At 49.0% G+C, this 25,798-nt stretch carries 27 protein-coding genes; 19 read left to right on the forward strand and 8 right to left on the reverse strand.

Annotated elements, in window-relative coordinates; genetic code table 11:
- The first annotated feature begins 47 nt into the window (after positions 1–47).
- Positions 48–1,394 carry a hypothetical protein gene (locus tag ABD937_RS07345; protein WP_345254715.1) on the forward strand — a complete coding sequence of 449 codons (1,347 nt, stop codon included), beginning with the start codon at positions 48–50 and terminating at the stop codon, positions 1,392–1,394.
- Positions 1,395–1,396: 2 nt separating this feature from the next.
- Here ABD937_RS07345 and ABD937_RS07350 read toward each other — a convergent pair whose 3' ends face one another.
- Entirely contained in the window at positions 1,397–1,996 is a 600-nt protein-coding gene (locus ABD937_RS07350; RefSeq protein ID WP_345254717.1) for a hypothetical protein, read from the reverse strand.
- A gap of 726 nt (positions 1,997–2,722) precedes the next feature.
- Here ABD937_RS07350 and ABD937_RS07355 point away from each other — a divergent pair.
- The 3 genes from ABD937_RS07355 (at position 2,723) to ABD937_RS07365 (ending at position 10,060) form a co-directional block, all read left to right on the forward strand.
- Positions 2,723–4,735, forward strand: a complete 2,013-nt coding sequence (locus ABD937_RS07355; RefSeq protein WP_345254719.1) for a DUF5977 domain-containing protein — start codon at positions 2,723–2,725, stop codon at positions 4,733–4,735.
- 27 nt (positions 4,736–4,762) lie between these two features.
- Positions 4,763–7,111 carry a hypothetical protein gene (locus tag ABD937_RS07360; protein WP_345254721.1) on the forward strand — a complete coding sequence of 783 codons (2,349 nt, stop codon included), beginning with the start codon at positions 4,763–4,765 and terminating at the stop codon, positions 7,109–7,111.
- A 531-nt stretch (positions 7,112–7,642) separates the two neighbouring features.
- Positions 7,643–10,060, forward strand: coding sequence for a hypothetical protein (locus tag ABD937_RS07365; RefSeq protein WP_345254723.1), 2,418 nt, complete (start codon positions 7,643–7,645; stop codon positions 10,058–10,060).
- Positions 10,061–10,074: 14 nt separating this feature from the next.
- On the opposite strand, the gene ABD937_RS07370 is transcribed toward ABD937_RS07365, so the two are convergent.
- Entirely contained in the window at positions 10,075–10,542 is a 468-nt protein-coding gene (locus ABD937_RS07370) for a hypothetical protein (protein ID WP_345254725.1), read from the reverse strand.
- Between the two features lie 74 nt (positions 10,543–10,616).
- Here ABD937_RS07370 and ABD937_RS07375 point away from each other — a divergent pair, with 74 nt between their 5' ends.
- From ABD937_RS07375 to ABD937_RS07400, 6 genes are all read left to right on the forward strand, one after another.
- Positions 10,617–11,225, forward strand: coding sequence for an XkdF-like putative serine protease domain-containing protein (locus tag ABD937_RS07375; RefSeq protein ID WP_345254727.1), 609 nt, complete (start codon positions 10,617–10,619; stop codon positions 11,223–11,225).
- A gap of 5 nt (positions 11,226–11,230) precedes the next feature.
- Positions 11,231–11,836, forward strand: a complete 606-nt coding sequence (locus ABD937_RS07380; protein WP_345254729.1) for a prolipoprotein diacylglyceryl transferase — start codon at positions 11,231–11,233, stop codon at positions 11,834–11,836.
- Positions 11,837–11,880: 44 nt separating this feature from the next.
- Positions 11,881–12,825 (forward strand): hypothetical protein, encoded by a 945-nt coding sequence (locus ABD937_RS07385; RefSeq protein ID WP_345254731.1) that lies wholly within the window; start codon positions 11,881–11,883, stop codon positions 12,823–12,825.
- Between the two features lie 55 nt (positions 12,826–12,880).
- Positions 12,881–13,408: a hypothetical protein gene (locus ABD937_RS07390; protein ID WP_345254733.1), complete on the forward strand. Its 528-nt coding sequence runs from the start codon at positions 12,881–12,883 to the stop codon at positions 13,406–13,408.
- Positions 13,409–13,506: 98 nt separating this feature from the next.
- Positions 13,507–13,860 carry a hypothetical protein gene (locus ABD937_RS07395; RefSeq protein ID WP_345254734.1) on the forward strand — a complete coding sequence of 118 codons (354 nt, stop codon included), beginning with the start codon at positions 13,507–13,509 and terminating at the stop codon, positions 13,858–13,860.
- A 23-nt stretch (positions 13,861–13,883) separates the two neighbouring features.
- Positions 13,884–15,737, forward strand: coding sequence for a phage portal family protein (locus ABD937_RS07400; RefSeq protein WP_345254736.1), 1,854 nt, complete (start codon positions 13,884–13,886; stop codon positions 15,735–15,737).
- A 51-nt stretch (positions 15,738–15,788) separates the two neighbouring features.
- Here ABD937_RS07400 and ABD937_RS07405 read toward each other — a convergent pair whose 3' ends face one another.
- The 3 genes from ABD937_RS07405 to ABD937_RS07415 are packed head-to-tail and all read right to left on the reverse strand — an operon-like array spanning position 15,789 to position 17,140.
- Positions 15,789–16,193: a hypothetical protein gene (locus ABD937_RS07405; protein WP_345254737.1), complete on the reverse strand. Its 405-nt coding sequence runs from the start codon at positions 16,191–16,193 to the stop codon at positions 15,789–15,791.
- A gap of 50 nt (positions 16,194–16,243) precedes the next feature.
- Entirely contained in the window at positions 16,244–16,663 is a 420-nt protein-coding gene (locus ABD937_RS07410; RefSeq protein ID WP_345254738.1) for a hypothetical protein, read from the reverse strand.
- A 3-nt stretch (positions 16,664–16,666) separates the two neighbouring features.
- The gene (locus ABD937_RS07415) at positions 16,667–17,140 is read right to left on the reverse strand and encodes a hypothetical protein (RefSeq protein ID WP_345254740.1); all 474 of its coding nucleotides are present in this window, start codon (positions 17,138–17,140) and stop codon (positions 16,667–16,669) included.
- 96 nt (positions 17,141–17,236) lie between these two features.
- On the opposite strand from ABD937_RS07415, the gene ABD937_RS07420 reads away from it, so the two are divergent.
- The 6 genes from ABD937_RS07420 to ABD937_RS07445 are packed head-to-tail and all read left to right on the forward strand — an operon-like array spanning position 17,237 to position 20,452.
- The gene (locus tag ABD937_RS07420) at positions 17,237–17,740 is read left to right on the forward strand and encodes a DUF6712 family protein (RefSeq protein ID WP_345254742.1); all 504 of its coding nucleotides are present in this window, start codon (positions 17,237–17,239) and stop codon (positions 17,738–17,740) included.
- Between the two features lie 7 nt (positions 17,741–17,747).
- A complete protein-coding gene (locus tag ABD937_RS07425) occupies positions 17,748–18,365 on the forward strand; it encodes a hypothetical protein (protein ID WP_345254744.1) in 618 nt (205 codons plus the stop codon).
- Positions 18,366–18,368: 3 nt separating this feature from the next.
- Positions 18,369–19,211, forward strand: coding sequence for a hypothetical protein (locus ABD937_RS07430; RefSeq protein ID WP_345254746.1), 843 nt, complete (start codon positions 18,369–18,371; stop codon positions 19,209–19,211).
- 2 nt (positions 19,212–19,213) lie between these two features.
- Positions 19,214–19,429, forward strand: coding sequence for a hypothetical protein (locus ABD937_RS07435; protein ID WP_345254748.1), 216 nt, complete (start codon positions 19,214–19,216; stop codon positions 19,427–19,429).
- A 17-nt stretch (positions 19,430–19,446) separates the two neighbouring features.
- Positions 19,447–19,881, forward strand: coding sequence for a hypothetical protein (locus tag ABD937_RS07440; protein ID WP_345254749.1), 435 nt, complete (start codon positions 19,447–19,449; stop codon positions 19,879–19,881).
- A gap of 7 nt (positions 19,882–19,888) precedes the next feature.
- On the forward strand, positions 19,889–20,452 hold the full coding sequence (locus ABD937_RS07445) for a phage holin family protein (RefSeq protein WP_345254751.1): 564 nt from the start codon (positions 19,889–19,891) through the stop codon (positions 20,450–20,452).
- A gap of 75 nt (positions 20,453–20,527) precedes the next feature.
- Here ABD937_RS07445 and ABD937_RS07450 read toward each other — a convergent pair whose 3' ends face one another.
- Genes ABD937_RS07450 through ABD937_RS07460 form a run of 3 tightly spaced genes read right to left on the reverse strand, consistent with a single transcriptional unit; the run spans position 20,528 to position 22,787 of the window.
- Positions 20,528–20,992 (reverse strand): lysozyme, encoded by a 465-nt coding sequence (locus ABD937_RS07450; protein ID WP_345254753.1) that lies wholly within the window; start codon positions 20,990–20,992, stop codon positions 20,528–20,530.
- A 29-nt stretch (positions 20,993–21,021) separates the two neighbouring features.
- Positions 21,022–21,492, reverse strand: coding sequence for a hypothetical protein (locus ABD937_RS07455; RefSeq protein ID WP_345254755.1), 471 nt, complete (start codon positions 21,490–21,492; stop codon positions 21,022–21,024).
- Between the two features lie 44 nt (positions 21,493–21,536).
- The gene (locus ABD937_RS07460; protein WP_345254757.1) at positions 21,537–22,787 is read right to left on the reverse strand and encodes a tyrosine-type recombinase/integrase; all 1,251 of its coding nucleotides are present in this window, start codon (positions 22,785–22,787) and stop codon (positions 21,537–21,539) included.
- 371 nt (positions 22,788–23,158) lie between these two features.
- On the opposite strand from ABD937_RS07460, the gene ABD937_RS07465 reads away from it, so the two are divergent.
- The 3 genes from ABD937_RS07465 to ABD937_RS07475 all read left to right on the forward strand — a co-directional run bounded on the left by ABD937_RS07465 (position 23,159) and on the right by ABD937_RS07475 (position 25,657).
- A complete protein-coding gene (locus ABD937_RS07465) occupies positions 23,159–23,902 on the forward strand; it encodes a hypothetical protein (protein ID WP_345254759.1) in 744 nt (247 codons plus the stop codon).
- Positions 23,903–24,059: 157 nt separating this feature from the next.
- Positions 24,060–24,515, forward strand: coding sequence for a type II toxin-antitoxin system RatA family toxin (locus tag ABD937_RS07470; protein ID WP_345254760.1), 456 nt, complete (start codon positions 24,060–24,062; stop codon positions 24,513–24,515).
- 44 nt (positions 24,516–24,559) lie between these two features.
- Entirely contained in the window at positions 24,560–25,657 is a 1,098-nt protein-coding gene (locus ABD937_RS07475) for a serine hydrolase domain-containing protein (RefSeq protein ID WP_345254762.1), read from the forward strand.
- Positions 25,658–25,798: the final 141 nt, after the last annotated feature.

The raw sequence follows: 25,798 nt of genomic DNA on the forward strand, positions 1-25,798 counted from the left end.
TTCAAAGATAAGAAAAACCTAATAACTACTAACCTGAAAAAAGTAGGATGATTTCAGTCGTAACCAAACCTTCCACCTTCTCACCTTCCGGCAATCACCTGATCTGGCAAGTATCCAGTTCGGATCCCAACCTTGTGTACTTCAAGGTGAAGGTGAGCGAAGCGGAGAGCGGGGGTATCATCAATAGTTTGAACATCTTTCCAACACCCGCCTACCAGAACGGATCCTATATCGATCTATCCAAGCTGCTTCAGAACGTGGTGATGTGGGAGGTCAATACGGATTCCTACCTTCTGGTTGCTCCGATGGCCAAGCTTGTTCGTGGTTACCAGATTGAAATCACCGAGGTTACCAATGTGGGTGGCGTTCTTACGGATGGTGATGTGTTCACGGATGATGATGCGATCAGCTACATCTTCAATGCGGAGTTGGGCAGGATCGAGCGATCCACCTTAACCCAAGGGAAGTACGTGGTGAACCAAAGCAGCACCGCCCAATTCTTGACAGGGAAGCCCAACTACAACAAGGTCAATGATATCAATGCGGAGTACCTGTACTTCCTTCAGGATGGAAGCTTCAGCAACTTGTATGCAAGGGTGAGAACCTTTGACGGATCCGGGTCCATCGTGGATAGCGTGACCACGGCCCTTGAAGATCTGGATACCTATCAGGCTTACCGGTTGAACGTATCCCCCAAGTCCATGAAGGATTCATCCAACCTTAGCTTCGAAGGGGTTGGATATTACGTGGTGGATATCGTGGATCAGTCGGCAATCGCCCGGTCGGAAGAACGGGTTTATTTCTACGAGGAAGCTGATTGTGCTTATGACTACGTGAATGTTCTCTGGATCAATAGCCTTGGTGGGGTAGATTCATATCAGTTCATCGCACCACAGGACACGATCAACGTGAGCCGCAACAGCATGAAGCGGAACACCCATGCGATAAATGCAGAGGGGGTATATAGCGATCAGTCGGGCGGGATCTTCAATCCCTCCGATGTAATCATCTCAAATAATACGACCACCACAACCCGCATGGTCAGCCTTCACCTTAGTGATGCTGAAGCTTATTGGTTGCAGGAACTGTATAGGAGCAAGCAGGTCTTTGTGGAATTGGGATCAGGCGAGTTGGTTCCGGCGATGCTAAACGGAACATCCTACCAGATTCCAAGAGGCAAGTATAATCGTGGATCCCTAAACACGATGAGCATTGAACTCACTATGGCTGACGGTGTAATCCCTGCAGGGGTCACAGCCTACGCTACAACGAGGTCAAGCATTGAGTTCATCGATTCGCAGATGAATGCAATCGTTCTCAACATCCCGGGGTATGGTATCAACCCAAATACCGGAAGAAGCTATTCAACGAACTATTCACAGAACTATAGGTAAGCTTAAGCGGCCCTTTTATAGATGTTCGTAAGAGGTTTTGCTTCATAAGGTTCTTTAGTCAATATCTTCTGATCAGCATCTGGCTTGCGATCCTCGTAGGGTAGGAATACCTTCTTGCCGCCTGTCGTCTGATATTGAATATAAAGACATAAGCATTCTATATTAAAGTCGTCAATAGGAACCCATTTGTGAATCTTAGACTTGACATCTTTGATTATCGTTTCATTAAGGAGGGTCGAAGAAGATATCGTCAACTTTATTTCAAACGAGATTCTATCATGGCCGGGAACTGCAGTTTTTTTCGGAATTGTGCAACACTTATAAGATCCGCCCATTTCTATAAAAGACATAGTTTTTATAAAAGCTTGCGGATAGAGCGCCCTTTTCCTATCCTGATTGCATAGGTCGAACCTATACTTTAGTTCGAATGAAGTGCCATCCCATTTGATATACGCTCTATCCTTACAAAGCAGGAGCCGGGGAGTCCTAACAAAGTGACGCCTTAAAGAGTAGATCGAAGCGAGAGCCGGTATTATCAGCTTACCCAATTCTGTTTTGTTTTCTTTTACCCATTCACTTACAGATTGTAGAATTTCATTCATTTACGTTCGTTTTTAAATTACGGTGGTGTATGTCAAAAATAGTTTATACGAATCGGTTTAAAATTAAACGGTTGGTCCGGATGTCCCTCTTTTATCAACAGGCGGTGGATAAAGCCGCCTGATCCTGAAAACAAGTCCTGTAGCGGGATCCGGTAACTTTTATTATACCGCATTATTACAGGTTTCAGCAACACGGCAAGAAAGCAGTAAAAAAGGAGGTGGCAAAGAAAAAAATGCCCACATCGTGCTAATATTCTGTGCAATTGTGGATATTATTTGCGAAACATTTTGGTGTCAATGTATTATGCATATTCATTCACATTAATGTGTTTAAAACTTTTCTAATTATTTAGTGGTAATAAAGTCTTTGCGATGCCGACAATTAAACATCTCCACAAACTCAGATCAATTTCGAACAGTTATTCTGGAACAAATCTTAAGTCAAGATCGATTTAGTTCCTTTTGATCTGGTCGATTAAGAGTTCATAAGAGTTGTTGTAGATGGCTTTAATTAATTGCCGGCTACAAAGGTTTAGAATGTTATGACAGTTTATTAGACAACTATTAAACCATCCATTTCTGTAAAGCTAATGAGAATTCCGTGCCGGAACTTTTTCAAAACGGTAAGTGAATTATTAAAAATATACGGGTCTGTAAGCACATTTCAAAAGCGTTCGGTATTTCTTTTTTTCGTATGGGTCGCACCAATACTAACTAAAGAAAAGAATGGCAATCAGAACGCTAACTGGTACTCTTACTATTCCTTCAACTGAACCTTCTACCAACGGGTTCTATGATGATGTATTCCTAAGACTGTTCTTGGTTGAGAACGGGGGTGAAGAACTGATCGATGCTGTGAGCATCCCCACGACCAATATCTATGAATTCACATTTGACGATCAGGATAAGCAATCTCTTATCAAAATTGTCCGGGCTTCAACCCAAGTGGTCATGTCAGCGACCACCACAAGGGGCGTTCTTCCAAGGTCTTTCCTGATCCCCAACACGGATCCAGAGTATTACACCGATACCAAAACTTCCAACTATACCTATGATGCGGGCCTTGCCATCCTTGCCGCCTCTGGTGGTCGCTTCTTCTCGCTTGCCAAAGAAATCACCGGTGGTATCCTTGCTGCAGATCAGGCGGGTAAAATCCCCTTCAAGGTGAATCATATCGCTCCTGCAGGTAACGGGGTAACCCCCGCTCCGGATCTGTTCTTCAAGACCGGCACCATTGCAACCGTGGCGTACTCTCTTGGTTTCTACCTTGAGAAGAATCCGTATGCAACGAACGTGGCGCAGGTGGGTCAGTACCTGTACAAGCTGCTGCAGCACCTTGCCGTGAACCAGAACATCGGGCTTCATGGTGGTTTGGTCACAGCCGGTCAGGGTGCGTACTACAACTCCACCTTTAACCCGGCTCCTGTGGATTACCGAGCCTTAACACCCGATAACATCTTAGCCTACTTGGCCTTCAAACAGGCCGGCCGGGTGCTGCATTCTGCGTACCTCCAAGCCGCTTCGGACCTCTACGATGTAATCATGGACAAGCTATGGGTATCCGGTACCACCTGCTTTATGGGTGGAAGGCAGGAGGATGGTGCGTCCATCACCGATAATCTTGAAGCGAACTTCCTTGGGGTATACATGCTGAAGGAAGAAGGGGAAGTAATTAAGGCTAACCAACTGCTTGCCCGGATCGAGGCCAACTATTCTGCTATCGATCCGGTGACTCAAGCCATCGGATACAAGGCAACCACCGGTTCAACGGAAGTATGGATGGAAGGTTCCTATGCGGTGGCTATTGCGTACCGTAAGATGGGGAACAGCACCAAGTACGCCAAGATCCTGAAGGATCTCAATAAGTTCCTGCAAGCTGATGGATCGTTCCAGTACGGAATCATCAAGGATGGTCAGTATCAGGTGAAGTCATGGGAATCCGTTGGATCAACGGCTTGGTCGTACATGGCTAACCGCTTCCCGTTGGATGTGTTCTCAACAAGGGATACAGCATCCATCACCTCCGGGATCGGGAACTATTATGTGAACGCACGTCATGAGGATGAGTTCTTCAATACCTGTCCGTCCGGATATACCCCAACGCCGTTCCTGTTTTGGGTTCCGGTGGGGTATTACTATTCCACGGTGTCTCAGTCATTAGTGGATCAGAATGCTTTTGACCGGGTTCTGGATAACGGCCAAACCTTTGCCAATAACTATGGCCTGTGTCAGCAGGATCCGATCTACTTCAATACGGAGCAATCCGACTTCTTCCAAAAGAACGATTGCGGATCTGGATTACAGGGAACAATGGTTCAGTACACCATATTGGGTGGAACATTCGGTTCAACGATCTCGCAACAGGATGCAGACGATCAGGCTCTTGCCGCTCTTGATTCGGGTGGTCAGGCTTATGCCAATGCCAATGGATCTTGTATGGCTATCATAGATGATGTGACGATCTCCATCGTCTTGAGTTCGGTGGATAACGGAACGGATGATTTGTTGTATGTGACCGCCTATGCTACACATACATTGGAAACCTCCATCAATATTGAATTTGATTATGGGATTTCTCCCGGGGTTGCAGGATTCGGAACGGCCACGATTTCCCCAGGATCGACAAATTCCTATTCACAATACGTGGCCACGGTACCTTCTGGTGAGGGTGACTTCTACTCCGCTACCATCACCGCCGTGGATCCGACTTCCTATGGGAACCAGACCTACAGCTTCTAAGCCCTATTAACCACGTAAAGAACTTACATGGCTTATCAGGTTTATTTGGTAGATCCCTATGATGGGGACAATTGGGTTGAATTGGATTGTGAGCAGGTGGACTTCTCCACCTCCTTCGCCGTTGGTGACCTCTCGGATATCAGCAAGCGGAAGGATACCATCACCAAGCACATCAACTTCAAGGGAACCGGGGTGAACAACAACGCCTTTGGCAATCTGTATCACCTTAACAGAATTTCCGACTTCGCACTTGGGAACAGGTTGTTTTTCAACTATAGCCCGCTAAGGAAGGTTGATTGCCTGATCTATGAAGATTCGGTGTTGCTGCTTCGGGGTACGATGAGGGTCACGGAGATCCAAGTTGATAAGAACCAGAACATCACCTATCAGACGGTAATCACCGGATCCTTTATTGAGTTCAGGGAGGTGATATCCCAATCCTATATGGATGCTCTGGATCTGTCTGATCTGAAGCATGAGTTCACATGGAATGCCATCAAGGATTCATGGGAGGTCCGTACCCAACGTTGGAATGCAGCCACCTCCGGGTACACCTATTCTCCCTTCGTGAAGGGGTCGGGGTATGTGTACGGGTTCATGGATTACGGTCACACCTTCAAGCAGCTTGAAGCTAACAGCGATATCAACAGGATCCACATCAGCAACTTCCGACCGGCCATCTATGCCAAAGAATATTTTGATAGGATCTTCAAGCAGCCATCCCTGTCCGGGTATACCTATGAGATCGCAGGATCAGCAGACCTGACTGATCGCTTCAACTCCTTGGTGATTCCGAACAATGCGGAGAATGTGGCCAACCAGACCACCACGGTATCGGTATCGGCAACCACCACCGGAACACAATCGCAGAACGTGGGACAATCACAGTACGGTGCCACCGGCGATAAGACCTACATGAGCCGGGCGTTGTTGCTGCAGGATCTGGATACCACCGGATCGCCGCTGATCTCTTATTACGGGTCGTTCAACGGTGAGGCCAACACCACCTTCATCATCAACCGGACCTTCACCACAGGGGGGTATATGAAGGTGAAGATGAGCAGCTTCACGAACACCTTCGGAACCCCGGTCAAGTTATCGCTGCAGCTATGCAGCAGGGGATTCATATCATCTTCTGATCCGGAGTTCTCCAATCCGGGGGAATGGTCCATCGTGGCGTCAAAGGATATCAACGTTCCGGCCAACTCCGGTCTTGCTTCCAACACAACCCTTGAGATGGAAATACCGGAACGTGAATTCAAGGAGAACGAACTACTGTATCTCAGGATTGAAGTGATTGGGGATGCAATGACCTTCGAACAGATCTTGGGTGTCAAGGTATTTTATACCCTTTCTGAATCTCATTTCAGGCTTCCGAAGCAAGCGGGAAGTATGCTGTCCTTCCTGACCCAATACGGTGATGCTGTGGTTCCTGTGGCCGCACAGGGGGTGAAGCAGATGGACTTCATCAAGTCGGTAATGGGGATGTTCAACCTGTATGTGTACGCAGAGAAGTCCAAGTCGAAGCACCTGATTTTTAAGACCTATAATGATTTCTATGCGTATGCCTCACCGCTGAACCTGTCCACCAATGCCGTTGATTGGACCTTCAAGTTGGATCGCTCCGCATCGATCCGGGTGCGTCCCAACGTACACCTTCCTACCAAGTACCTGTTCACCTACAAGGAGGATCAGGACTTCATGAACAAGACCTATAAAACCAATTGGAGTCAGGTCTATGGAACTTTTGAGTTCAATGATGCCTATGGTCTTTCTGATCAGAAGAAGGTTGAACTGATCTTCAGCCCAACTCCCTTGGTGCAATACCTTGGAACCAAGCGGGTCCACCCCGCTATCTATCAGGTGGATGCCACATCCCGGAAGCCGATCAAGAGCAACATCCGGATCCTGTTCTATAACGGGTTGAAGGCTTGTTCAACCTATTCGGTTACGAAGGATGCGGTCGTATCTGGTTCGCTATCCACCGCAGATATCGTGAGCGGGGTCACCACGTATGCTCAGGTCGGGAACTATTGGTATCAGCCGGGTCTGTTCAACATGACCCCGGTTGAAGATCTCCACTTCGGTACGCCCAAGCAGGTGTACTTCGATATGGTTCCAGAGGTGAACACCTGTCCGACCGCCTATGATTTGTACTACATCACTCAGACCACGGATCTTACCAACCTCAATGTGGTCTATGCTGATGTGGAGGTAAGGTTGAATGAAATGGATATCACCAATCTGGATCTACGTACACCGGTATTCATTGATATGGGTGATATCGGTCACTCGTATTGGAAGATCCTTGAGGTTCAATACGACAATAACAAGACAACTTCCAAGGTGAGCCTTCAAAAGATCGCAATGCCGTGATTACTGCTTTGTGAATTCTGATGTTACTTCAAGGATTTGGCCGTTCGCTGCAGTATAGTTTCCTTTTGTCTTAAAGCTTGATGTAGTTACCGATATAATTGGTTCCGAATAATATGTCGAGTTTGCGATCTGTTTCCACATGAAGTTGTCATCTTCTATTTTCCAAAATGCGTTACTATAAGTTAGGCCGGCGTTTGGTCGGATTGATGCGGTAAGGTCAGTCCTAAGCGTGAATCGATTGTCTTGTAGTGCAGGAAATGCTTCGAAGTAATTTGTGGTCGTAATACCATTATACGTGAATGCCTGTGAAGCTGTCATTGATGTTTTTATCCAAACGCCTACAAGTTGGGATTGATTATACTGATTCACCCTTGGTGTAGAAGGTGTGTTGTCTGACTTCTTGGAACATGCTACAACAATAAATAGAGGCAAAAGATAGCGATTCATTATTGCTCGGTTTTGGTTCGTCCAAGGTAGTGCCTTTTATCAAATTAGCAGAGTTCGGACTACTAACCATGAAACATAGATTTCATGGCAGAAGAACGGAAGCAGGTTATAATCAGCGTTGGTGCCGACACCTCCGGGTTGAACCAAGGTATTGATGAAGCAAGGGAGAAGCTTGAAGGGTTGGGTGATATCCCCCTTGATAAGCCTATTCGGACGCTGAAGCAGGAACTGAAGGAAGCCACGAACGAGGCGCAGAAGATTGCACAGCAGTTCGGTACCACCTCCAAGGAGTTTGCAACAGCAGCTTCGAGGTTGGCCAACCTCCGTGATGAGTTCTCCGAGTTCAATGCTTCAGTTGAGGCGTTTAATCCTGACAACAAACTTCAGGGTCTGGTATCACTTGCTCAAGGTGCGACCGGTGCGGTGCAGGGTGTCGCCGGGGCTATGGCATTTTTAGGAGTTGAGTCAGAGACAGCGGCCCAAACGATGGCCAAGCTGCAGGGGCTTATGGCCTTCTCTGATGCGCTCAATTCGGTGGATGATATCAAGCAGTCGTTCAAGAATTTCGGGACGGTTATTCAATCGACGGCAGCATTCCAGAAGATCAATGCCGTATCGACCAACCTTGCCACCGGGGCCATGAAGCTTCTTGGCATATCTACCAACACCACCTCCTTCGCCTTCAAAGCCCTTAAGACAGCCATCATCTCCACCGGTATCGGTGCCCTTGTGGTTGCTATCGCTGCCCTGCTTCCCATGATAACCAACTGGATCAGCGGAACAGATGAAGCGGAGAAAGCACAGGCAAGCCTGAAGTACACGGTGGATGGGTTGAACCAGAGCCTGAACGACAACTTGGATGCAATCGCATTCAACAGCAAGGCCCAAGAGATCTTGGTCAAGAAAGCCGGGGGATCCGAAGATGAATTGAAGGCGGTCCGGAAGAAAGGTAGGGAAGAAGAACAGAAAGCCTTATCCGCTCACTACAACAACCTCCGGAATGAATACGACCGGGCGATTAAGGATAAGAAGCTTAGTGCGGAAGCCCTTGCCGATCTGGATAAGCAGGTTCGTGAAGCGTCCAAAGCCGAATTGAAGAAGATGGGCGACAATCAGCTTGCTGATATGCAGGATGATGCGGATCGTGCTGACGCCACCCGGAAGAAGGCCAAGGAGAATGCTGATAAAGCAAAGCAGGAAGCAGATAAAGCGAAGGCCGAGAATGAAAAGCGGATCGCTGACCTGAAGGCCGCTAATGAAAAGTATAAGCAAGCCCTTGGTGAACTGCAGGGTATCACCGAGGAAGCCAATAGGAAGGCTATAGAAGCCCGGTTGAATGACCGGGAGAAGGAGCTATTGGATATCGATACATCGTATCAGGAACGGAAGAAGCGGATCGCACAGACGCAAGCCGATGAAGTTGCTGATCTAAAGGAAGCCCTATCCAAGAAGATTATATCCCAAGCGGAGTACAACAAGCGGGTTGCCGAGATCAACCTGAAGGCGGGTGACGCACAGACCGCAATCCTTAAGGAGAAGGCCGGGTTGGATCTTGAGGTGGAGAAGAAGTATCAGAAGCAGATAACAGAGTTCATTGATGGCTACCAGACCACCGAGTTCCAGAGACAGCGGAGCAAGCTGATTGAAAACTTCGATCAGCAGATCAAGGTTGCCGATGCGAAGCAAAAGGAGATCCTTGAAAAGCTAAAAGCCGATGAGTTGAATAAACTGGATCGGTCGGAAACCTTACGGAAGAACACCATCAATTCGGAAACGACCTTGATCAAGGTGGAAACCGACAACAAGGTGAGTGAGGATGATTCACCGGAGCAGAGGCTTGCCAAGCTTACCGCCGTATACGATGCGGAGAGGGCATTCAAGGAAGCGAAGTTCCAAGAGGATCTTGCCAAGCTTGGGTCGGATCAGGATGCGATTAGGAACCTGAAGGCCAAGCATGAAAAGGAAATCACCGATGATGAAGCTGCTTATTCGGAGTCAAGGATGCAGCTTGCAAAGCTTGAAGCTGATAACAAGATCGCCGCATTGAAGTCTGTGGGTGATTCGGCCAATATGCTTGCTGAGATCGTGGGCAAGCAGACCGTTGCCGGTAAAGGGTTGGCCATTGCTTCGGCCCTTATCAATACCTATCAGGGTGCGTCCGAGGTTATTAAGGCCAAGACCGTTCTTCCTGAACCCTTCGGTACGATCCAGAAAGTGGTGAGCGTGGCATCAATCGTGGCTACTGGTATGCGTCAGGTGAAGGCCATCACCGCTGTTAATGTTCCGGCGAAGGGTGGATCAGGCGGTGGTGGGGTATCAGCCCCGGCGATCTCAACCGCCCCCATCATCAACGCAATGGCCACATCTGCAGCGAACAACCAACCCCAAGATGTGCGGGTGACCAATCCGCAGAACCAAGTGGTGAAGGCGTACATCGTGGATCGGGATCTTCAGGAGAACGAACAACGAACCAACTTCCTCAACAAGCTTGGAAGTATCTAAGTAAAGAACCCCGGTTATTCCGGGGTTTCTCTTTGTTCTGCAATTTCTATTTCTGCTTCATCAAGGATACTACTACAATTGGATTCTATACCCTTCTTCATTCCGGTCCTCCATCCTACAGATTTCAGGTACCACATGGCCTCTAAAATGAATTCTACGAAGTCCTTGGTTGAAAAATTTTGAACACGGTATTCGTGAGTTAGAATAAGAAAGGTGTTATTTCCATTACAGGCTTCCATCGTTACCACCTCTGTATAATCGTCCAGTTTGACATGGATATAGATACTTGCTTTTTCAAATTCCAATGTAATAACTAAAACGTGGTTGGACTCTCTCTGTGAACCTGAGTTTCTACTCGTTACGTCATATGAAGTTAGGCCAAGATTCTTTAGTGTTTCTGATCTAAGCGTAGGATGGAAAGTGTATCTACCAAAGTGTTTTACGAAAGCGTCGAATTCATTGTGGTGGGGTTGGTATGCCATAGTCCTGTGTTTGCCTAAAGCTACTGAAAAAGTCTTTCCCCGTTGATGGTCCTACTACTTGAGAAAGACTATCAATGAAGCTTCCCCTATATGAACTCCGCATCAATGAAGGATCCCAATCCATCGTGGATGCAATCGCCTTGGTTGAAGAACCGGCTATTGAATCAGACTTCTTAGCCTTTAGCAAGGATGCCCATCGGGAGATGTTCGCAAGCAATGATGAAAGGATGGAATTGTTAGGCGCAGCAATGGTGCCTGATATGAAGATCTTCCGGAAGGATCCAGATGGGACTGAATACAATGTGTTCTTCAGCAAGGATACGATCAGGGAAATCGCACAGGTGTACTTCAAGAAGGGGTTCCAATCCAACTTGAACCTGCATCACACCGCAACCCCCGCCAAGTCTTTCATATTCCAATCCTATATCGTGGATTCCGAAAAGGGAATGACCGCTCCGAAGGGTCTGGATCTCCCGGATGGTACTTGGGTGGTCGGGGTGAAGGTGACTGATCCCAAGGTGTGGGGTGAGATCAAGGCCGGTAAGGTCAAAGGCTTCAGCGTGGAAGGTTTATTCGAATTCTTCGAACCTGCCATGAATACTACCAATCCAGATGAACAGGAACTGATGAACGCCCTCAAGCTGTTGAATCACCTGCTTCAGAATAAAGCAAAATCCAAATAATAAGAATGAACCTAATTCAACAACTCCTGAAGTCAGTCCGTCTCTTAATGACAGACTTCGTAGAAAACAAAGTGTGGTCGGAAGCCGAGATCAAGATCAGCGAAAAAGCTGTTGGATCGAAGGTCGAACTGATCGATGCCGATGGCCAACTTCAACCCGCTCCGGATGGCAACTATGAACTGGACAATGGTTTCAAGTTCACCGTGAAGGATGGACTGATCGAGTCCATTGAAGGTGAAGATGCACCTGCAGAAGTCCCCGCCGAAGATGCGGTGGAAGCTGCTGAGGTCCCCGCTGATGAACAGCCTAAAGAAGATCTTCCCGCTGAACCCAATCCTGAAGTTGACGAACTGAAGGTCAAAGTTGCCGATCTGGAATCCAAGCTTGCTGATCTCGCCGCCAAGGTGGATGAGATGAATGCTTCGGTTGAAGTCGCTGCATCGAAGGAAGAAGTTGCCGAGTTCACCAAGGCCGCTGCTGATCTCAATAAGACAATCCTTCAGCTTGCCAAGGTGCCGGTCCAGTTCTCCCAAACTTCCACGAACAACACCGTGAAGGATAGCAAGGAACAGAAGCTTGTTGATCTCGCCAAGATCCTCAACTCCAAGTAAGGATGTGACCCGTTCAGGGACCGCATACTACTATAAAAACCGGGATGAAAGTCCCAACCAATAATCCAAAACCTAAAAGAAAACCCAATATGCCATTTGATGTAACCGGTCTGTCGGCCTATGTAGCCAACAACTCCAAAGCAATCGCCCTTAAAGCTGTTGCCAATGCAACTACCGCTAAACTGTTCATTGAGAACGGTGCCGTTCAATCCGGCGTTAAAGGTTCCGCTGCTATCCTGAAGATGGATACCGATGCGAATTTCCAAGATGGCTCAAGCTGTGGCCGTACCGCAGTTGGTAATACTACCTTGACAAGCAAGACCATCACGGTTAAGCCGATCAGCGACTATCAGAACGTATGTCCCAAGTCGCTCCATAACACCTTCTTCGCTTCGATGCTTGCCAAAGGCCAAGCGCCCGAAGAAAGCTTCACCCCGGAGTTCGCTGCATACCTGATGGATGTTCGCTCCAAGAAGATCGCTGCTGCTGTTGAAGTGATGCTGTGGAATGGTGATACGGCTCTGACCGGTACCACCAACAACAAGCATATCAACGGTATAATGAAGCAGGTTGGTGCCGGTGTTGCGCTCACCGCTACAGGTTCCACCCTGATCGCTAAGCTTCAGGCCGCTTATCTCGGTATGCCGGTTGAAGTACGCCAAGCCGAAGATGCTCGCATCTTCATCGGTGAGGATAAGTACGCTGAATATCTGGTTGCTCTGGCCAACGCCAACATCTACAAGGCAACTGATGATATGGTTCTGTTCGGTACCACGATCAAGCTGCAGCCCACCGCAGGTCTGAACGGTAAGAATAAGATCTACATCGGTCGCATCTCCAACTTCCAACTTGGCCTTGATGGTGAATCCGATATGGACTCTGCTGAACTCCGTTTCTCCAACGAGACTAAGCAATGGTATCTGGACTACAACTTCTCCGTTGGTGTTGCCGTGGTTGATGAAACCGAAGTCGGTGTTGCTTCTATCTAACACCACCCAATAAACTAACAGGGGCTTCGGCCCCTTTCTATAAATCTTTTTAAAGATGGCTTGTAATTCTCTTGTGGCCTTGCCCCGTTCTTGTGGATCGGAAGGTGTGGTTGGTGGTCTGGAAAAACTCTATATGATTTCCTATTCTGACCTGTCCGGCCAAACACCCTACACCGCAACATCTGGTGGCGTGATTAGCAATATCTCTCTTGTGTCCGGTAAGAAGTATGTGGAAGTCGGTCTGTTGAAATCGACAGCCGGGATTAAAGAGGTAATGACCAAGAACCCTCAGGATGGTACCCTGTACTTCACCCAATCCCTTACGGTTGTAATCGCTGATGTAAACGCTACCAATAAAGCTTGGGTTGAATCGGTCCAGAATCAACCCGTATCGGTTCTTGTTAAGTCCCGTACCGGCAAGTATTTCGTTCTTGGCCTCAATGGTCAGCTTGAAATGAACAGTCTTGAAGGTGGCCTTGGTACGGCTGAATCGGATCTGGTTGGTTATACCATCGGCTTCGAAGGTGTCAGCACCAAGCTGATTCCCATCGTTGATGATACTCTGATCGCTTCGCTGATCTAACTCCTTCGTGTGTTTTTGTTTTCGTGTGGAACCTCGGTCAATCGCCGGGGTTTTTCTTTGACCTGCCGGGCCATACTACGAAAGAAAGGATATCCAATATGCTGATCGCAGATAAAGCCCTTTCAGGGAACATATTCATCATCACCGTAAGTGAGCGGTTGGATCCAGTTCCATCCAATCTCCATATGATGGTTCATTCAACCTTCAGCAACGTGACCTATGATGTTGAACTCCCGGAAAGCACATCACCCTATCCTGATCGGTACGACAAGTACACCGTTGCGGGGTCGGCCTTTGAACCGATGGAGCCGGGTCTATACAGCTTCACGATTGAAGCCGATGGTACACCGGTTAAGTCCGGTATGCTGAAGGTGATTGATCAAGCAACCGATCAGGCATACCTGATCCAAGAAGTGGATGATACGGAAGATGATTTCCTGATCCACGAATAAGCCTATCCTATCCAAGAACACCAATGAAGAACAAGAATATCCATTCCATGAACTTCGGATCCAGTTCGGTCCCGAAGCCCTATGAAAGCAAGAACACATCCGATGATAAGTACGTGACCTATGGTACATCGAATACCTACCCTGACTTCCTGCTGAAGCTGTTTAACGACTGCGGTACCCATGCGTCCATCATTGAGGGTAAGTCCAACTACATCATTGGTGAGGGGCTTCAATATGAAGATGGTACCCCGGTAACCATCAAGATTAACCCTGCGGAGAACATCAAGGAATTGGTGATGAAGTGTGTGAAGGACTTCCTTGTGTTCAACTACTTCGGGATTGAGGTGGTTCGTAATGTGTTCGGTGAAATAATCGAACTGCATCACGTTCCCGCTCACCGGATCAGGACCAACAAGAGCAAGACCAAGTTTTGGTTCTCAGAGGACTGGTCATTGGGTAAGAAGCCGGTCCAGTACGACCGTTGGAAGGCCAATGATAAGGATGTGAAGTCCACCCTTTTCTTCTATGATGGTTACTTCCCGTCAACCCAAACCACCTATACCCCGCCCGAATACAAGGGTGCCATCAAGTCGATCCTGACAAGCATTGCCATAGGAGATTTCAACCACAACAACATCACCAACCACTTCTCGGTGAGTTCGCTTATCACCTTCTTCCAAGGTTCGAACGTGCCTGAAGAAGTGAAGCAGCAGATCCTTGACGATCTGAAGGCTTCGTATACGGGTGAGAATGGGTCCAAGGTGATAGTCGATTTCCAGACCCCGGAAGGCAAGAGTGCTGAAGTGAAGAACCTGTCAAGTGGTGATTGGGCTAATGCCTATATCGAAGTTGGAAAGAAGGTGTCCGATGATATCTTCATCTCCCATCAAATCACCTCACCTCAACTCTTTGGCGTTAAGGTGCCCGGTGAACTCGGTGGTGCGGAACTTGAAACCTCTTACGAGATCTTCAAGGCAACATATGTACGTGTGAAGCGTGACGCACTTGAACAAGCCTTCAATACCCTGTTCGCTGAGGTTCCTGCCATCACCGGCACGGTGTCCTTCACCGACAAGCAGCTTTTTAAGCCCGTTCTGGCCGATGCAATGAAGCAAGCAGTCATGACCATAAACGAAATCCGAAAGGAAGCAGGATTGCCGCCTATTGCCGGTGGAGATCGGTTTATCGGTGAACCTGCAGCCCCGGTGCCTGATCCAGTTGCGGAGCCTATGGAGTCTGAAAAAAAAACTTCGGTTGTAGCTGCTGATCCGAAGCCCACCCACCGCAAGCTGACCGAAGAAGATTATGAGCAGGTGAAGGATCTCGGGTATTCGGAAGATGAATTTGAGATCGTGGAGGATTTCAGCAAGGTGTTCAAGTTTGACAAGGACGCCGATATCGCCAATTACCTGATCGAAAAAGATATCAAGTCGCTCACGGTGGACCAACTTCGGGATCTGATCGCAAAAGATATCAACGTGAAGGTTGCTTCCGGTGACCTGTCCGATATCCTGAACCGGCTCCATGAATCAGGCGTACTCAAGGTCAATGTCGGATCCGGTGGAAAGATTGAAGTGAAGCCCAATAAGACCGCTGATCTCCCGGATTCGGGGGAGGTGTTGGTCATGTACCGATACACCAAGCGACCGGAGGTGAATGGTCCTGATCTGCTTCCCACCTCAAGGGACTTCTGTGTGAAGATGATGAACAGCAAGAAGCTGTTTAGCCGGGAAAACATTCAGAGCATGTCACAGCTTTTCGGATATGATGTGTTCGGATATTCGGGGGGATTTAAGTACGATCCGGTGGAGGACAAGACCACCCCGTATTGCCGCCACCAATGGACTGCTTTAAAGGTGAAACGAAAGAGTAAGTAATAAAGAAGCCGGGTTGATCGCCCGGCTTCTACAATGTAGTTCCAACTGAATCTATTCTTCAATAAGGTCATTTCTGTATTGTTCCAAATCCATATCGTCGGTGAGCGCCTTGACATTTACAAGGCTATGTATTGCGCCCTTCATAAATGCTTGAATGTATTCGGCGTTAAGCTGATCGACTGTTTCGGATGCTACGAATTGTAAGTTGAAGTTCTTGTCGTCATACGCTTTCATTTGTATTGTGTCACTATCATTTCTTCCTTCGAATCGGAAGTATATGTTTGCGGTTGTATGGCCGATAATTTCGAAACCATACCTTATTCGACCATCTTGGGTGGATGGGATTTTGTCTTTTGTGTGGTAGTTCCAATGCGCCGTAGATGCTTGTATGAATGCTTCTGTCGCAGGGATTAAGGTGTCAAGGAAGAATTCGTGAACTGAATCGGGGATGCTCATATCAGTCAATTTTATTTTGGTGTGTAGAAGATGCGGGATTAGGCTTTGTGTCAATCTCTCCACAGCGCATTATGATACGAGGAAGCATAGTCTATGGTTAAGGGTGCAACTGTAAAACGGCGCACGGTTTCCAGAGAATAGATTGAAAGCTTTATAAGATGGAAAATATGTTTAACACTTTTCAGTTCGAAATCATACGATAATACGATACGCTCATTTGCGTTGCAGGTATCTACTAATGTTCCTGAAAGCTGATCAAGATCTGCCAGAACAGAAAAACTTATGCAAGCATATGTCTTGGTATTTGCGAAGCTGAAGTTGAAGATAGAAGCATCGTCATATCGTTCCCTATATGAATAACCATCATCATATTCGACCACCCAAACCGGGGACTTCTGTTCGTCAAGGATAGCGTTTATAGTGTCCTTGATATCTGTAATTAATGCACTATGGATAATTGCAGTTTCCATTGGTTAAAGACCTTTACGTTGATTGATATCATCCATGATTTCCTTTGTGAATTGGGTAAGTTCAAGTTCATCTGGCATTTCTGGTACCTGCATTAAGAAATGTACTGCATTACTTAGGTACATCTCGATGAATTTAGGAGTAAGTTGTTCTATAGGTTCTTCGGCTTGGAATGGCATGTTGAGGTTCTTTTCGTGGGTTGCCTTCATGACAATATCCTCACTCCAAGGTTCAGAACTAATTGAAACAAAAATGCCTTTATATTCTGGCTTCCTGTGCATTTCGAATCCTAAGCTGACTGTTCCCATTCCGGGGTTAGCAATATAATCGTCGGCAAGGTTAAAGGACCATCCTTCTTCTTTTTTCTCCCTAACAAACTTGTATGCTATGGGTCGGATTGTTTCCATAAAGAATGTCTCAGCGGCTTCGTATGCGTCAGTATCGTAATTGGGAATCATATTTTCTTCGAAATCGAACATCGGTTTGTTTTTGGTTGAAGCTGAAAGTTACAGAATTGCAGAATACCTCGAAGGGTGGTGTGGTTGACATACTAACCATCAAAGCTTTTTCTATCTATGCCTAATGTTCTGCTTATATCAGATCGCCATCTGAAGGATCAAGCCTTGGTTGAATCCAACGTTGATGCGAAGGTTTTAGCCAAGGTAATTCACTCAGTTCAGGAGATCCAGTTGAAGCAAATTCTTGGATCCACCCTGTACGGATCCCTAATCCAAGCAGTTGCCGATCAAATCCAATCCGGGACCACCCTCAGCGAAACTTATACTGAAGTGCTTAACGATTATGTGAAGCCATGGATGGTTTGGGCGGTTGCTGCTGACTTTCTTATCCTGAACCAATATAAGGTCACAAACAAGGGTGTCCTTCGTTTAAGTGATGATGGGGCGGAGTCGGTATCGCTGCAGGAGTTGGAAGCATTAAAGAATTACTATGACAACAATGCAGCTTCCTTTAAGCTGCGTCTGATTGACCACCTGAAGAAGAATTCGTTGGTGACCTATTCGGACAACCCCGATACCAACATAAGCAGCGGATCCATCGGATGGTTCATTGAACGATAACTGACCTATGCCAACCAGAACACAACTTAATAGTCAACTAACATCGATCCTCACGGCTGTTGTTGATATCCCCCAACACCTTCAGGCCAACCAAGCCATGTTGGATTATGTGGATCAGGAGATCGCAGCGGCCAACGGTGATGTTGAGTTTGATCGCATCATCGGCTACAGCGGGACCACCGCCCAATACCTACGGGGTGATGGCCAATGGGTAGCCTTCCCGACCTCCAATTCCGGCTTTACCAACAATGCGGGGTACCTGACCGGTGTAACATCTTCGCAAGTCACCACGGCCCTTGGGTATACCCCCGTCAATCCTCACATCACCATCGATGTCCTGACCGGTACCACATATACCATCGCTGCTGCAGATAACAACAAGCTGCTTCGGTTCAACTCCACTTCCGGGGTAACCGCCACAATTCCTTCGGGAACAACCATAGCTATTGGATTCAGCTTATCCTTCAGCCAAACCGGGACAGGACAGGTCACGTTCTCCCCGGCTTCCGGAGTGACCCTAAATTCTGCCGATGCCGCCTATAAGACAAGGGTTCAGTATTCGGTGGGAACGCTGATCAAGGTAGCTGCTGATACGTGGCTTCTTGCCGGTGACCTAAGTGCCTAACCTATGATTCTTTCCGGCTTTTCAAAGCGTAGGAACACCGTCACGTCCTTTGATACTGATGCTCAGGCTTACTTCACAAGGTTGGTGGCCACCGGCTATACCGTGAACAATACAGAGAAGTATGCGATCCACAACTTCGTCACCACGTTGAAGGCCAATTCTCTTTATACGACCAAGATCTCAGAGATGTGGTTCCTGCTTGGCAATATGGCCGAAAGCCAATCCTTAAGCTTCAAGAACACCGCCTACAATATCACTTGGGCGGGTGGTCCAGACCATAGGATTACGGGGGTGAAGTTCAACGGGGTCAGTAACTACGGTGTGACCACATACCGGCCCGGTCCTTCCGGCGCAGCAACAATCAACGATGCTCACTTGGGTGTTTATTCAAGAACATCAACGTCAACGAGTGGTATGACAACGGAGAGCCTGTTCGGTAATCGTGTTGCCAACAACTCGATGTTCATGATTCACTCAAGAGGCAATAACTATAGTAACGGTAGTTCAGACTCCGCTGCGGCATATATCATGACCTCCGGGGGTATGATTGGTATGTCCGGAAATACGAACGGATCCAGCTTCTATTTAGGCTCCCGAATCAATTCAACGGATGGTCGGTTGTTCAAGAACGGGGTTGAGATCGCTGCTTCCACGACCCTGAACTCACCATCAACGCCGAACATATCGATGTATATCGGTGCCTGTAATAACGCAGGTGTGGCAAACTACTTCACCGATAAGGAGATATCGTTCCTTATTTCCGGTAAGGGTCTGACCACATCTGAGGTAGCCATATTGTCAACCGCTGTTGACCTATTGCTTGCCCGCCTAAGCAGAAAAGTTTAATCATGGTTTACGTAATCGATCAAAACGTGGTCACGCAATGGCAAGGCATGACCGATGGTGCCAACCAATTTTACGCCCGGCAGATGCTTGACGGTCGGTGGGTCACCTCTGTGGCCACCAAAGACCTGTTCCCGGATGCATTCAACGGAGATGAGGAATCAATCAATGTTTCCCTCTTTGACTTCCCTCAAAGCCGTCCTTGGGAGGATTCGGAGTAAGAGCCTATTAACCCATTATGCTATCACTCCAACAGATCAAGAAGAAGCTTATCACCTACCTGACCAACCACGGTCAGGTGAACGAGGTGGTATGGGCCGATGATTTTGAATTTTCGGCTGAACGAAACTTGTCCTACCCGGTGGTTAATATTGAGTTCCTTGAAGCCACGGTATCCGGAAAGATGCTTGGATACAGCTTCAAGGTGACCATCGGTGATATGGTGGCTGCGGATCAGGTGGATCTGCAAACAGAGGTTATCAGCGATAACTTGCTGATCGCAGAAGATTTCCTGACCTACCTGCAATACGCAGAGGGTTGGGAGTTCAACCGATCCACCTCCCTTGTTCCCTTCCGGGATGATACCGGCGATAGGGTTAGCGGAGTTGTATTCCGCTTTGTATTAAACGTGGTTCGATCTCAAAAGGAATGCGCTACACCAACCAAAGATTGATTCCCCCATGAACTACGTTAAACTGTTATTGCAAAAGCTTTGGAACCAATTTTTGGAGGGAAGCGTATTCAAGGCCATGATTGCTATCTGGATCTTCTTCGCAGGAATCCATTCGTATGTGTACATCATTACGGCTCTCACAATCATTGATGTGGTAACCGGGCTGATGAAGGCTGTGAGGATCTCTGATCCCATCACCTCCCGGAAGTTGAGAAAGGGTCTATTGGAAAAATTGTGTATCTACTTGATCCTGCTGATCTCCGTGTTCTTCATCGATACATTGATGGCTCCCATTATTGCCGGGTATTACCTATCCTTCGTGATAACGGTGCTGATCGCATTTTACGAACTCACATCGGTGTCAGAAAATTTGTCGGTGCTGATGCCGCAGATCCCCTTTCTCAAGGGTCTGGTTCGGATCTTCCGGAAGTTGGGAGAAAAGACCGTTGATGGACTTGATAAGAAGGTGGATTCAATCGTTGATACCGTGACCGATTTTAAGCCCAATACAGCCGATCCTCCAGCATCTGATATCAAGACCCCGCCCGATCTCCCGGAGGTCAAGCAATAGGCCGTATTTAGGTCGCAAACTATTTTTCAGGACGCTCTCTAATGATGAACCCCCGTGATCACCGGGGTTCTTGCATTAAGGTTTGAGTAAGCCTTTATAGATCTTGATCTCACTTTTCCTTCTGGTGGCAAGGCCGGGGATCTCAACTTTCTTCCCATCGATGGTTCCCTTGTTCCACATCAACCATGCCCGTTCAATCGTGGCGATATCCTTCTTGGCGTTAATGGATCGCATCACCGTTGATGATGCAAGACCGGCTGTGCCGATGTTGTATTGGAGGGATAGGAGGGCGATCAGTTGTTCTTCTGTCTGCGGAACCTTAAGCATCTTCGTGAGTGCAGCAAGCATGTGTCTTGCTTCAACTTCCGCATATTGATAGGCTTGAGCAAGGGTTATCTTATCACCCTTCATAACCGGGGTTCCATCCGGATACCGGATCGTTCCAATCCCGATGGTCCAGATCCCCACTTGATCCTGATAGGCGTTGAGCCGAATGCCTTCGAATAGTGCAAGCTGTCTTAGAAACCTTTTGAAATCCATCTATCCCGTTTCCGGGTTAGTATGGTCGCTTATAGGTCATATATATGGAACTCATATACCGTGATTTCCTTTGTGTCAATGCGGGTTTCAATCCCTTCGGTACCCTTCTGATATGTTTTGATTAGCAGGTTATCTTCAAACTTAGTGTTGGTATACTTATAGCCACCGGCTTTTATATGTGATACAATTAAGTCACTTTGAGATTTTCTGAACACATTGCATTGGACACGGTTTCTGACATTTCCCTTCATGAACATTATCGTGAGTAAGGCTTTAGCCGGGGATTCGTCAGATCGTTTGTCGAGTGCATATGTGATGCTACCAACGGTCGAGTCAGATGGTCCCCATGCTTGCCAAACGGACCACCGGGTTCCGGAAAGGATGTTTTCGATCTGTTCCGGCTTCTTGTTTCGAAGCTGAAGGAGAAGTTGAAGTGTTTGACTTGAAGCTATCATCGATAGGGGGAGGGTCAGAAAAAGGAGAGTGATGATTTTCTTCATGCGGATAAAGCTATAAAAAAGGCCGGTGATCACCGGCCTTGCTTTTAAACTGCTTTCAGAATTGGCTTCCGATCAGGTTCAATGAAGTCGGTAAGGATCCTTGAATACTGCTTCTGTATGTTGGCCGGAAGGGTGCCGAGATAATTTTGGGTGGTCTTTTGATCGGAGTGTCCAAGACCTGCGGAAATGTGGGCCACCGGTACCCCGTTAATCATCATCTTGTTTGCATAGGTATGCCGGGCTGAATAGAAGTTGATGGTCACACCGGGAGTCAGTTCCTTGGATACCCAACGGAGGCTCTTGGTAACCGCCTTAGCCCACCTCTCCGCTTGAGTGAACTGTTTCTTCCCCGTGGCCTTTGGATCGATGATGGGGAAGATGAATGGACCATCTTTGGATCCATAATCATCGATGATGGCTTGGATGTGGGGATTGATCTCAATGAAGATCGGTTCAGGGGTGTTGTTGCTATGCATGGTCTTTCTCCGGTAAAAGACGATATGGCCGTTTTTGATGTTGGTCCACTTCAGGTGAGCGATATCAACCGGGGCCATCCCGTTGCAGAAGTGGGAGAAGAACCAAAAGCTTCTGGCTTGCCTCTGCTTCTCCGTTCGTGGTTTGAAGTTCCAGAGCGCCACGATCTGATCTTGGTTAAGGGCTGACTTGGCTGATCTGGATGCGCCAATCTTATATCCGTTCTTGCCGAAAGGGTAGGATCCAGATCCAATCAGGCCATCGCTGATGGCCTTCAGGTATACCGTCTTGAGCGGTCGGAGGTAGGTGGATACGGTCGAAATCGACCTTCCTTGTACAAGCATATGCTTCTTGTACCGCTGCAGGAACTCCACCTTCACATCCTGCAGGGTCACCGCATCCCCGGCAAACTTCTTCAACGAGGTGATTGAATTGTGGTAGTGAGCCGCAGACTTGAACCGCCCGTTGGCTTCGTGTTCATTAATCATCGGTTGATAAAGGGCTTCCAAGTGGATCTTGGTTCCCTTGGTTACGATATCGAACTCTGTATTGAAGTTGGCCTTGAACCGTTCCCAAGTGAAGTTGAAATCAAGCTTCTCAATGATTGCTTCTGCCTTATCGACTTTGGCTTGGAGTTCCTTCCACCGGGCCTTCAGGTGATGCTTATTGGACCGGGATAGTTCCTTGAACGCATCCGGGGTGCTGAACTCCCGGATGGAGAACCTACGTTGGGTACCCTCATAATTGACGATCAGCTTGATTGGATTTTGCCCTTCTTTGTTGGTGGATCGTTTGTCCAAAATCAGGTTGACTGAAGCCATATAAATTGATTTAGAACCTGAAGGTGGTGTAAAAAATTGCCATAACAATTGCCATAAACTCGTTTGGATCTATCTTGGTAATTGACCTTGCAAAAACGTTGAAAACCAAACAGATAATTTGTAACTAATTGAAAAATAGTCAATTACAAAGATAGATGAAGAAGCAAACGTAGTGTGGTTGGGGATTGCCGCTTGATCAAGAAGCAGGTGCATGTGGAGTAGATAGCCCTCCTTTCTCCCTCCGGTAACGATGCGTCATGACGCGTCGCCATGGTACCACAATAAAGCAAAAGCCGCCCACCGGGCGGCTTTTGTATGATTCCCGGTTCCCCGGGAGCGCCGCCTTCCCGGTTGGCATATCTTTACGAACCATGAAAAAGCTACTGCTCCCCGTACTCCTGCTGCTTTGCCTGAATGCCTCCGCCCAAAGTGACGCCGCCATCGCCGGCACCTGGAAATTCTTCCGCCTCATCGACTCCTCCGGCGCCGCCCCTGCCGACCTCGAGATGGCCCGCAAGATGTTTGCGGATATGGCCATGACCTTCTCCGCCGATGGCCGCTACCGGGCTTCGATGATGGGCAGAAGCGAAGACGGCAACTGGGCCTACGTGGGCGCTACCAAGACGCTGACCATGGCCTCCGACCGCGGGCAGACCAACAACGTGCGCCTCCTGTCGGTGTCCGATACGGCGCTGCTGCTGATGATGGACCGCAAGGGCGGATACGAGCTGCGTCGCGCGAATACTACAACGCAAATGACGCCGGGGCCGAAGCCTGCGGCCGCTGCACCGGTGGCGGTTTCGAAGGAGCAGCTCGCCCGCAAATGGTACTTCCGGCGCCGCGAGCAGCCGGGCCGCACCGAAGAGCAACTCCGCATCGTATCCGAGCTTTTTGCCGGCACCTACTTCGACCTGCGCCCTGACGGAACCTGTCGCCTGCAGCTGGGCAAGATGGAGTCCGCCGGCACGTGGAAGCTGGATACCGGAAAGGGTGCGCTGGTGCTCGTCCAGGAAGGCGAAGAGCAGGTGTGGGTGGTACGCGCCATCAGCGCCGACCGGCTCGAGCTCCAGAAAGGCTACAAGGACGACAAATGGATCTTCACCCGAAAGCCCTGATCCGGAACGGAGCCTGGTGCGCTGCAGGCAAACCGTAGATCTACCGAACAAGAGCTGCCTCCGTTCTTAGAACAACCTGATAGGCCCGCGTCACTCCGTCGCAAGGTTGCGCCCTCAACCTTTCAAAACCCGTCAAAACCTCTAAAACCTTTTTGCCTTGCCGCGCCTGCAAGACTCCATTCACATTCTGCGCCCGCCTGAAGCGGTGTTCGACATCACGCAGGACTACAGCCGAAGGCTCGAATGGGATACCTTCCTGGTGAAAGCAGAATTGCTGGGCGGTGCTCCCCGTGCGGCCGTCGGCGTGCGGGCCTGGTGCGTGGCGCACAACGGCCTCGGCATGGAAACGGAATATGTGTCGTTCCGGCCGCCGCGCGTGGCCGCCGTAAAGATGACGCGCGGCCCCTGGCTCTTTAAAGACTTTGCCGGCTCCTGGAACTTCAGGGAAGCCGCGGGCGGCACGGAGGTAGTCTTCGTATATGCGTACGCATTACGGTTCCCGTTCGTGCTCTTCGGCGCCTTCGCGCGCCGCCGCCTGCAACGCGAGGTGCGGCAGCGCCTCCTCGACCTGAAGGCCTATCTCGAAGGGGCGGAGCCTTCCGGCGGTCGTTAAACTTTCAGAGATCCTGGTTGTCAGAAACAGCATATTTGCCTTCCATGACCCGACCACTGCTTTTCTGTGCGCTCCTGCTCGCGCTTCTTTCCTGTAAGAAGAATACGCACGACGACCCGCCGCCGGTAACCCCACCGGTCGCGCCGGCCGCCGCTTACTTCCCGCCTTCGGGCAGCCCCGCCTGGGAAACGATTGCTCCCGCCACTGCCGGCTGGAACAGCGCAGCCCTCGACACCCTGGCACCCTGGCTGCAAAGCAAAAACACAAAAGCCTTCATCATCCTGAAGAACGGGCGCATCGCCTACGAGAAATACTTTGGCACCTTCAGCGCCGACTCGAACTGGTACTGGGCTTCCGCCGGCAAAACGGCAACGGCTCTCCTCGCCGGCATCGCCGTGCAGGAGGGACGCCTCAACATCGACAACAAGGTGTCGCAGTACCTCGGCACCGGCTGGACGAGTGCCCCCCTCGCGAAAGAAAATCTTATTACGGTGAAGCACCTCCTCACCATGACCTCCGGTCTTGACGACGCCGTTGCTGACGACGACTGCACCACGCCGGCCTGCCTTCGCTATCGTGCCGATGCCGGCACGCGATGGGCCTATCACAATGGTGCGCACAATAAGCTTCACGACGTGATCGAGGTGGCCACCGGCGTTTCGTACAACCAGTATTTCGCACAGAGGGTCCGCGACCGCATCGGCATGAACGGCCTCTGGTTCATGAGCGGGTATAATCTGATCTATGGCAGTACGGCGCGCAGCGCGGCCCGCTTCGGGCTTCTGCTGCAGCACATGGGGCAGTGGAGCGGCACCTCAATCGCCGACAGTGGCTGGTTGGCTACGCAGGTCAACAGCACGCAGGCCCTCAATGCCTCCTACGGCTACCTTACCTGGCTCAACGGGAAAAGCTCCTTTATGGTGCCACAGACGCAGCAAACCTTTCCCGGCGCCCTGTTGCCGCAGGCGCCCGCCGACCTTTTTGCCGCGCTCGGAAAGAACGACCAGAAGATCTACGTATCACGGGCACACGGACTTGTAGTTGTACGGCTCGGCAACGCAGCGGGCGGCGTCACCCTCGCTTCATCCGGCTTCGACAACGAGCTCTGGGGGAAACTGCGCACGGTGATCGGGGGATGGTAGTGGGTGAGCAGGTGAGCAGGTGAGCAAGTGAACTCGAGAAGGAATCATGCTACCGGTACTACGGAAATTTCTTCTGGAATAGAAAAGGGGCTGTCTCAATACAAAGAGACAGCCCCTTTTTATTCGGGTCCGTGATGGATG

This window comes from Flaviaestuariibacter amylovorans (assembly GCF_039541815.1).
GTDB lineage: Bacteria > Bacteroidota > Bacteroidia > Chitinophagales > Chitinophagaceae > Flavisolibacter > Flavisolibacter amylovorans.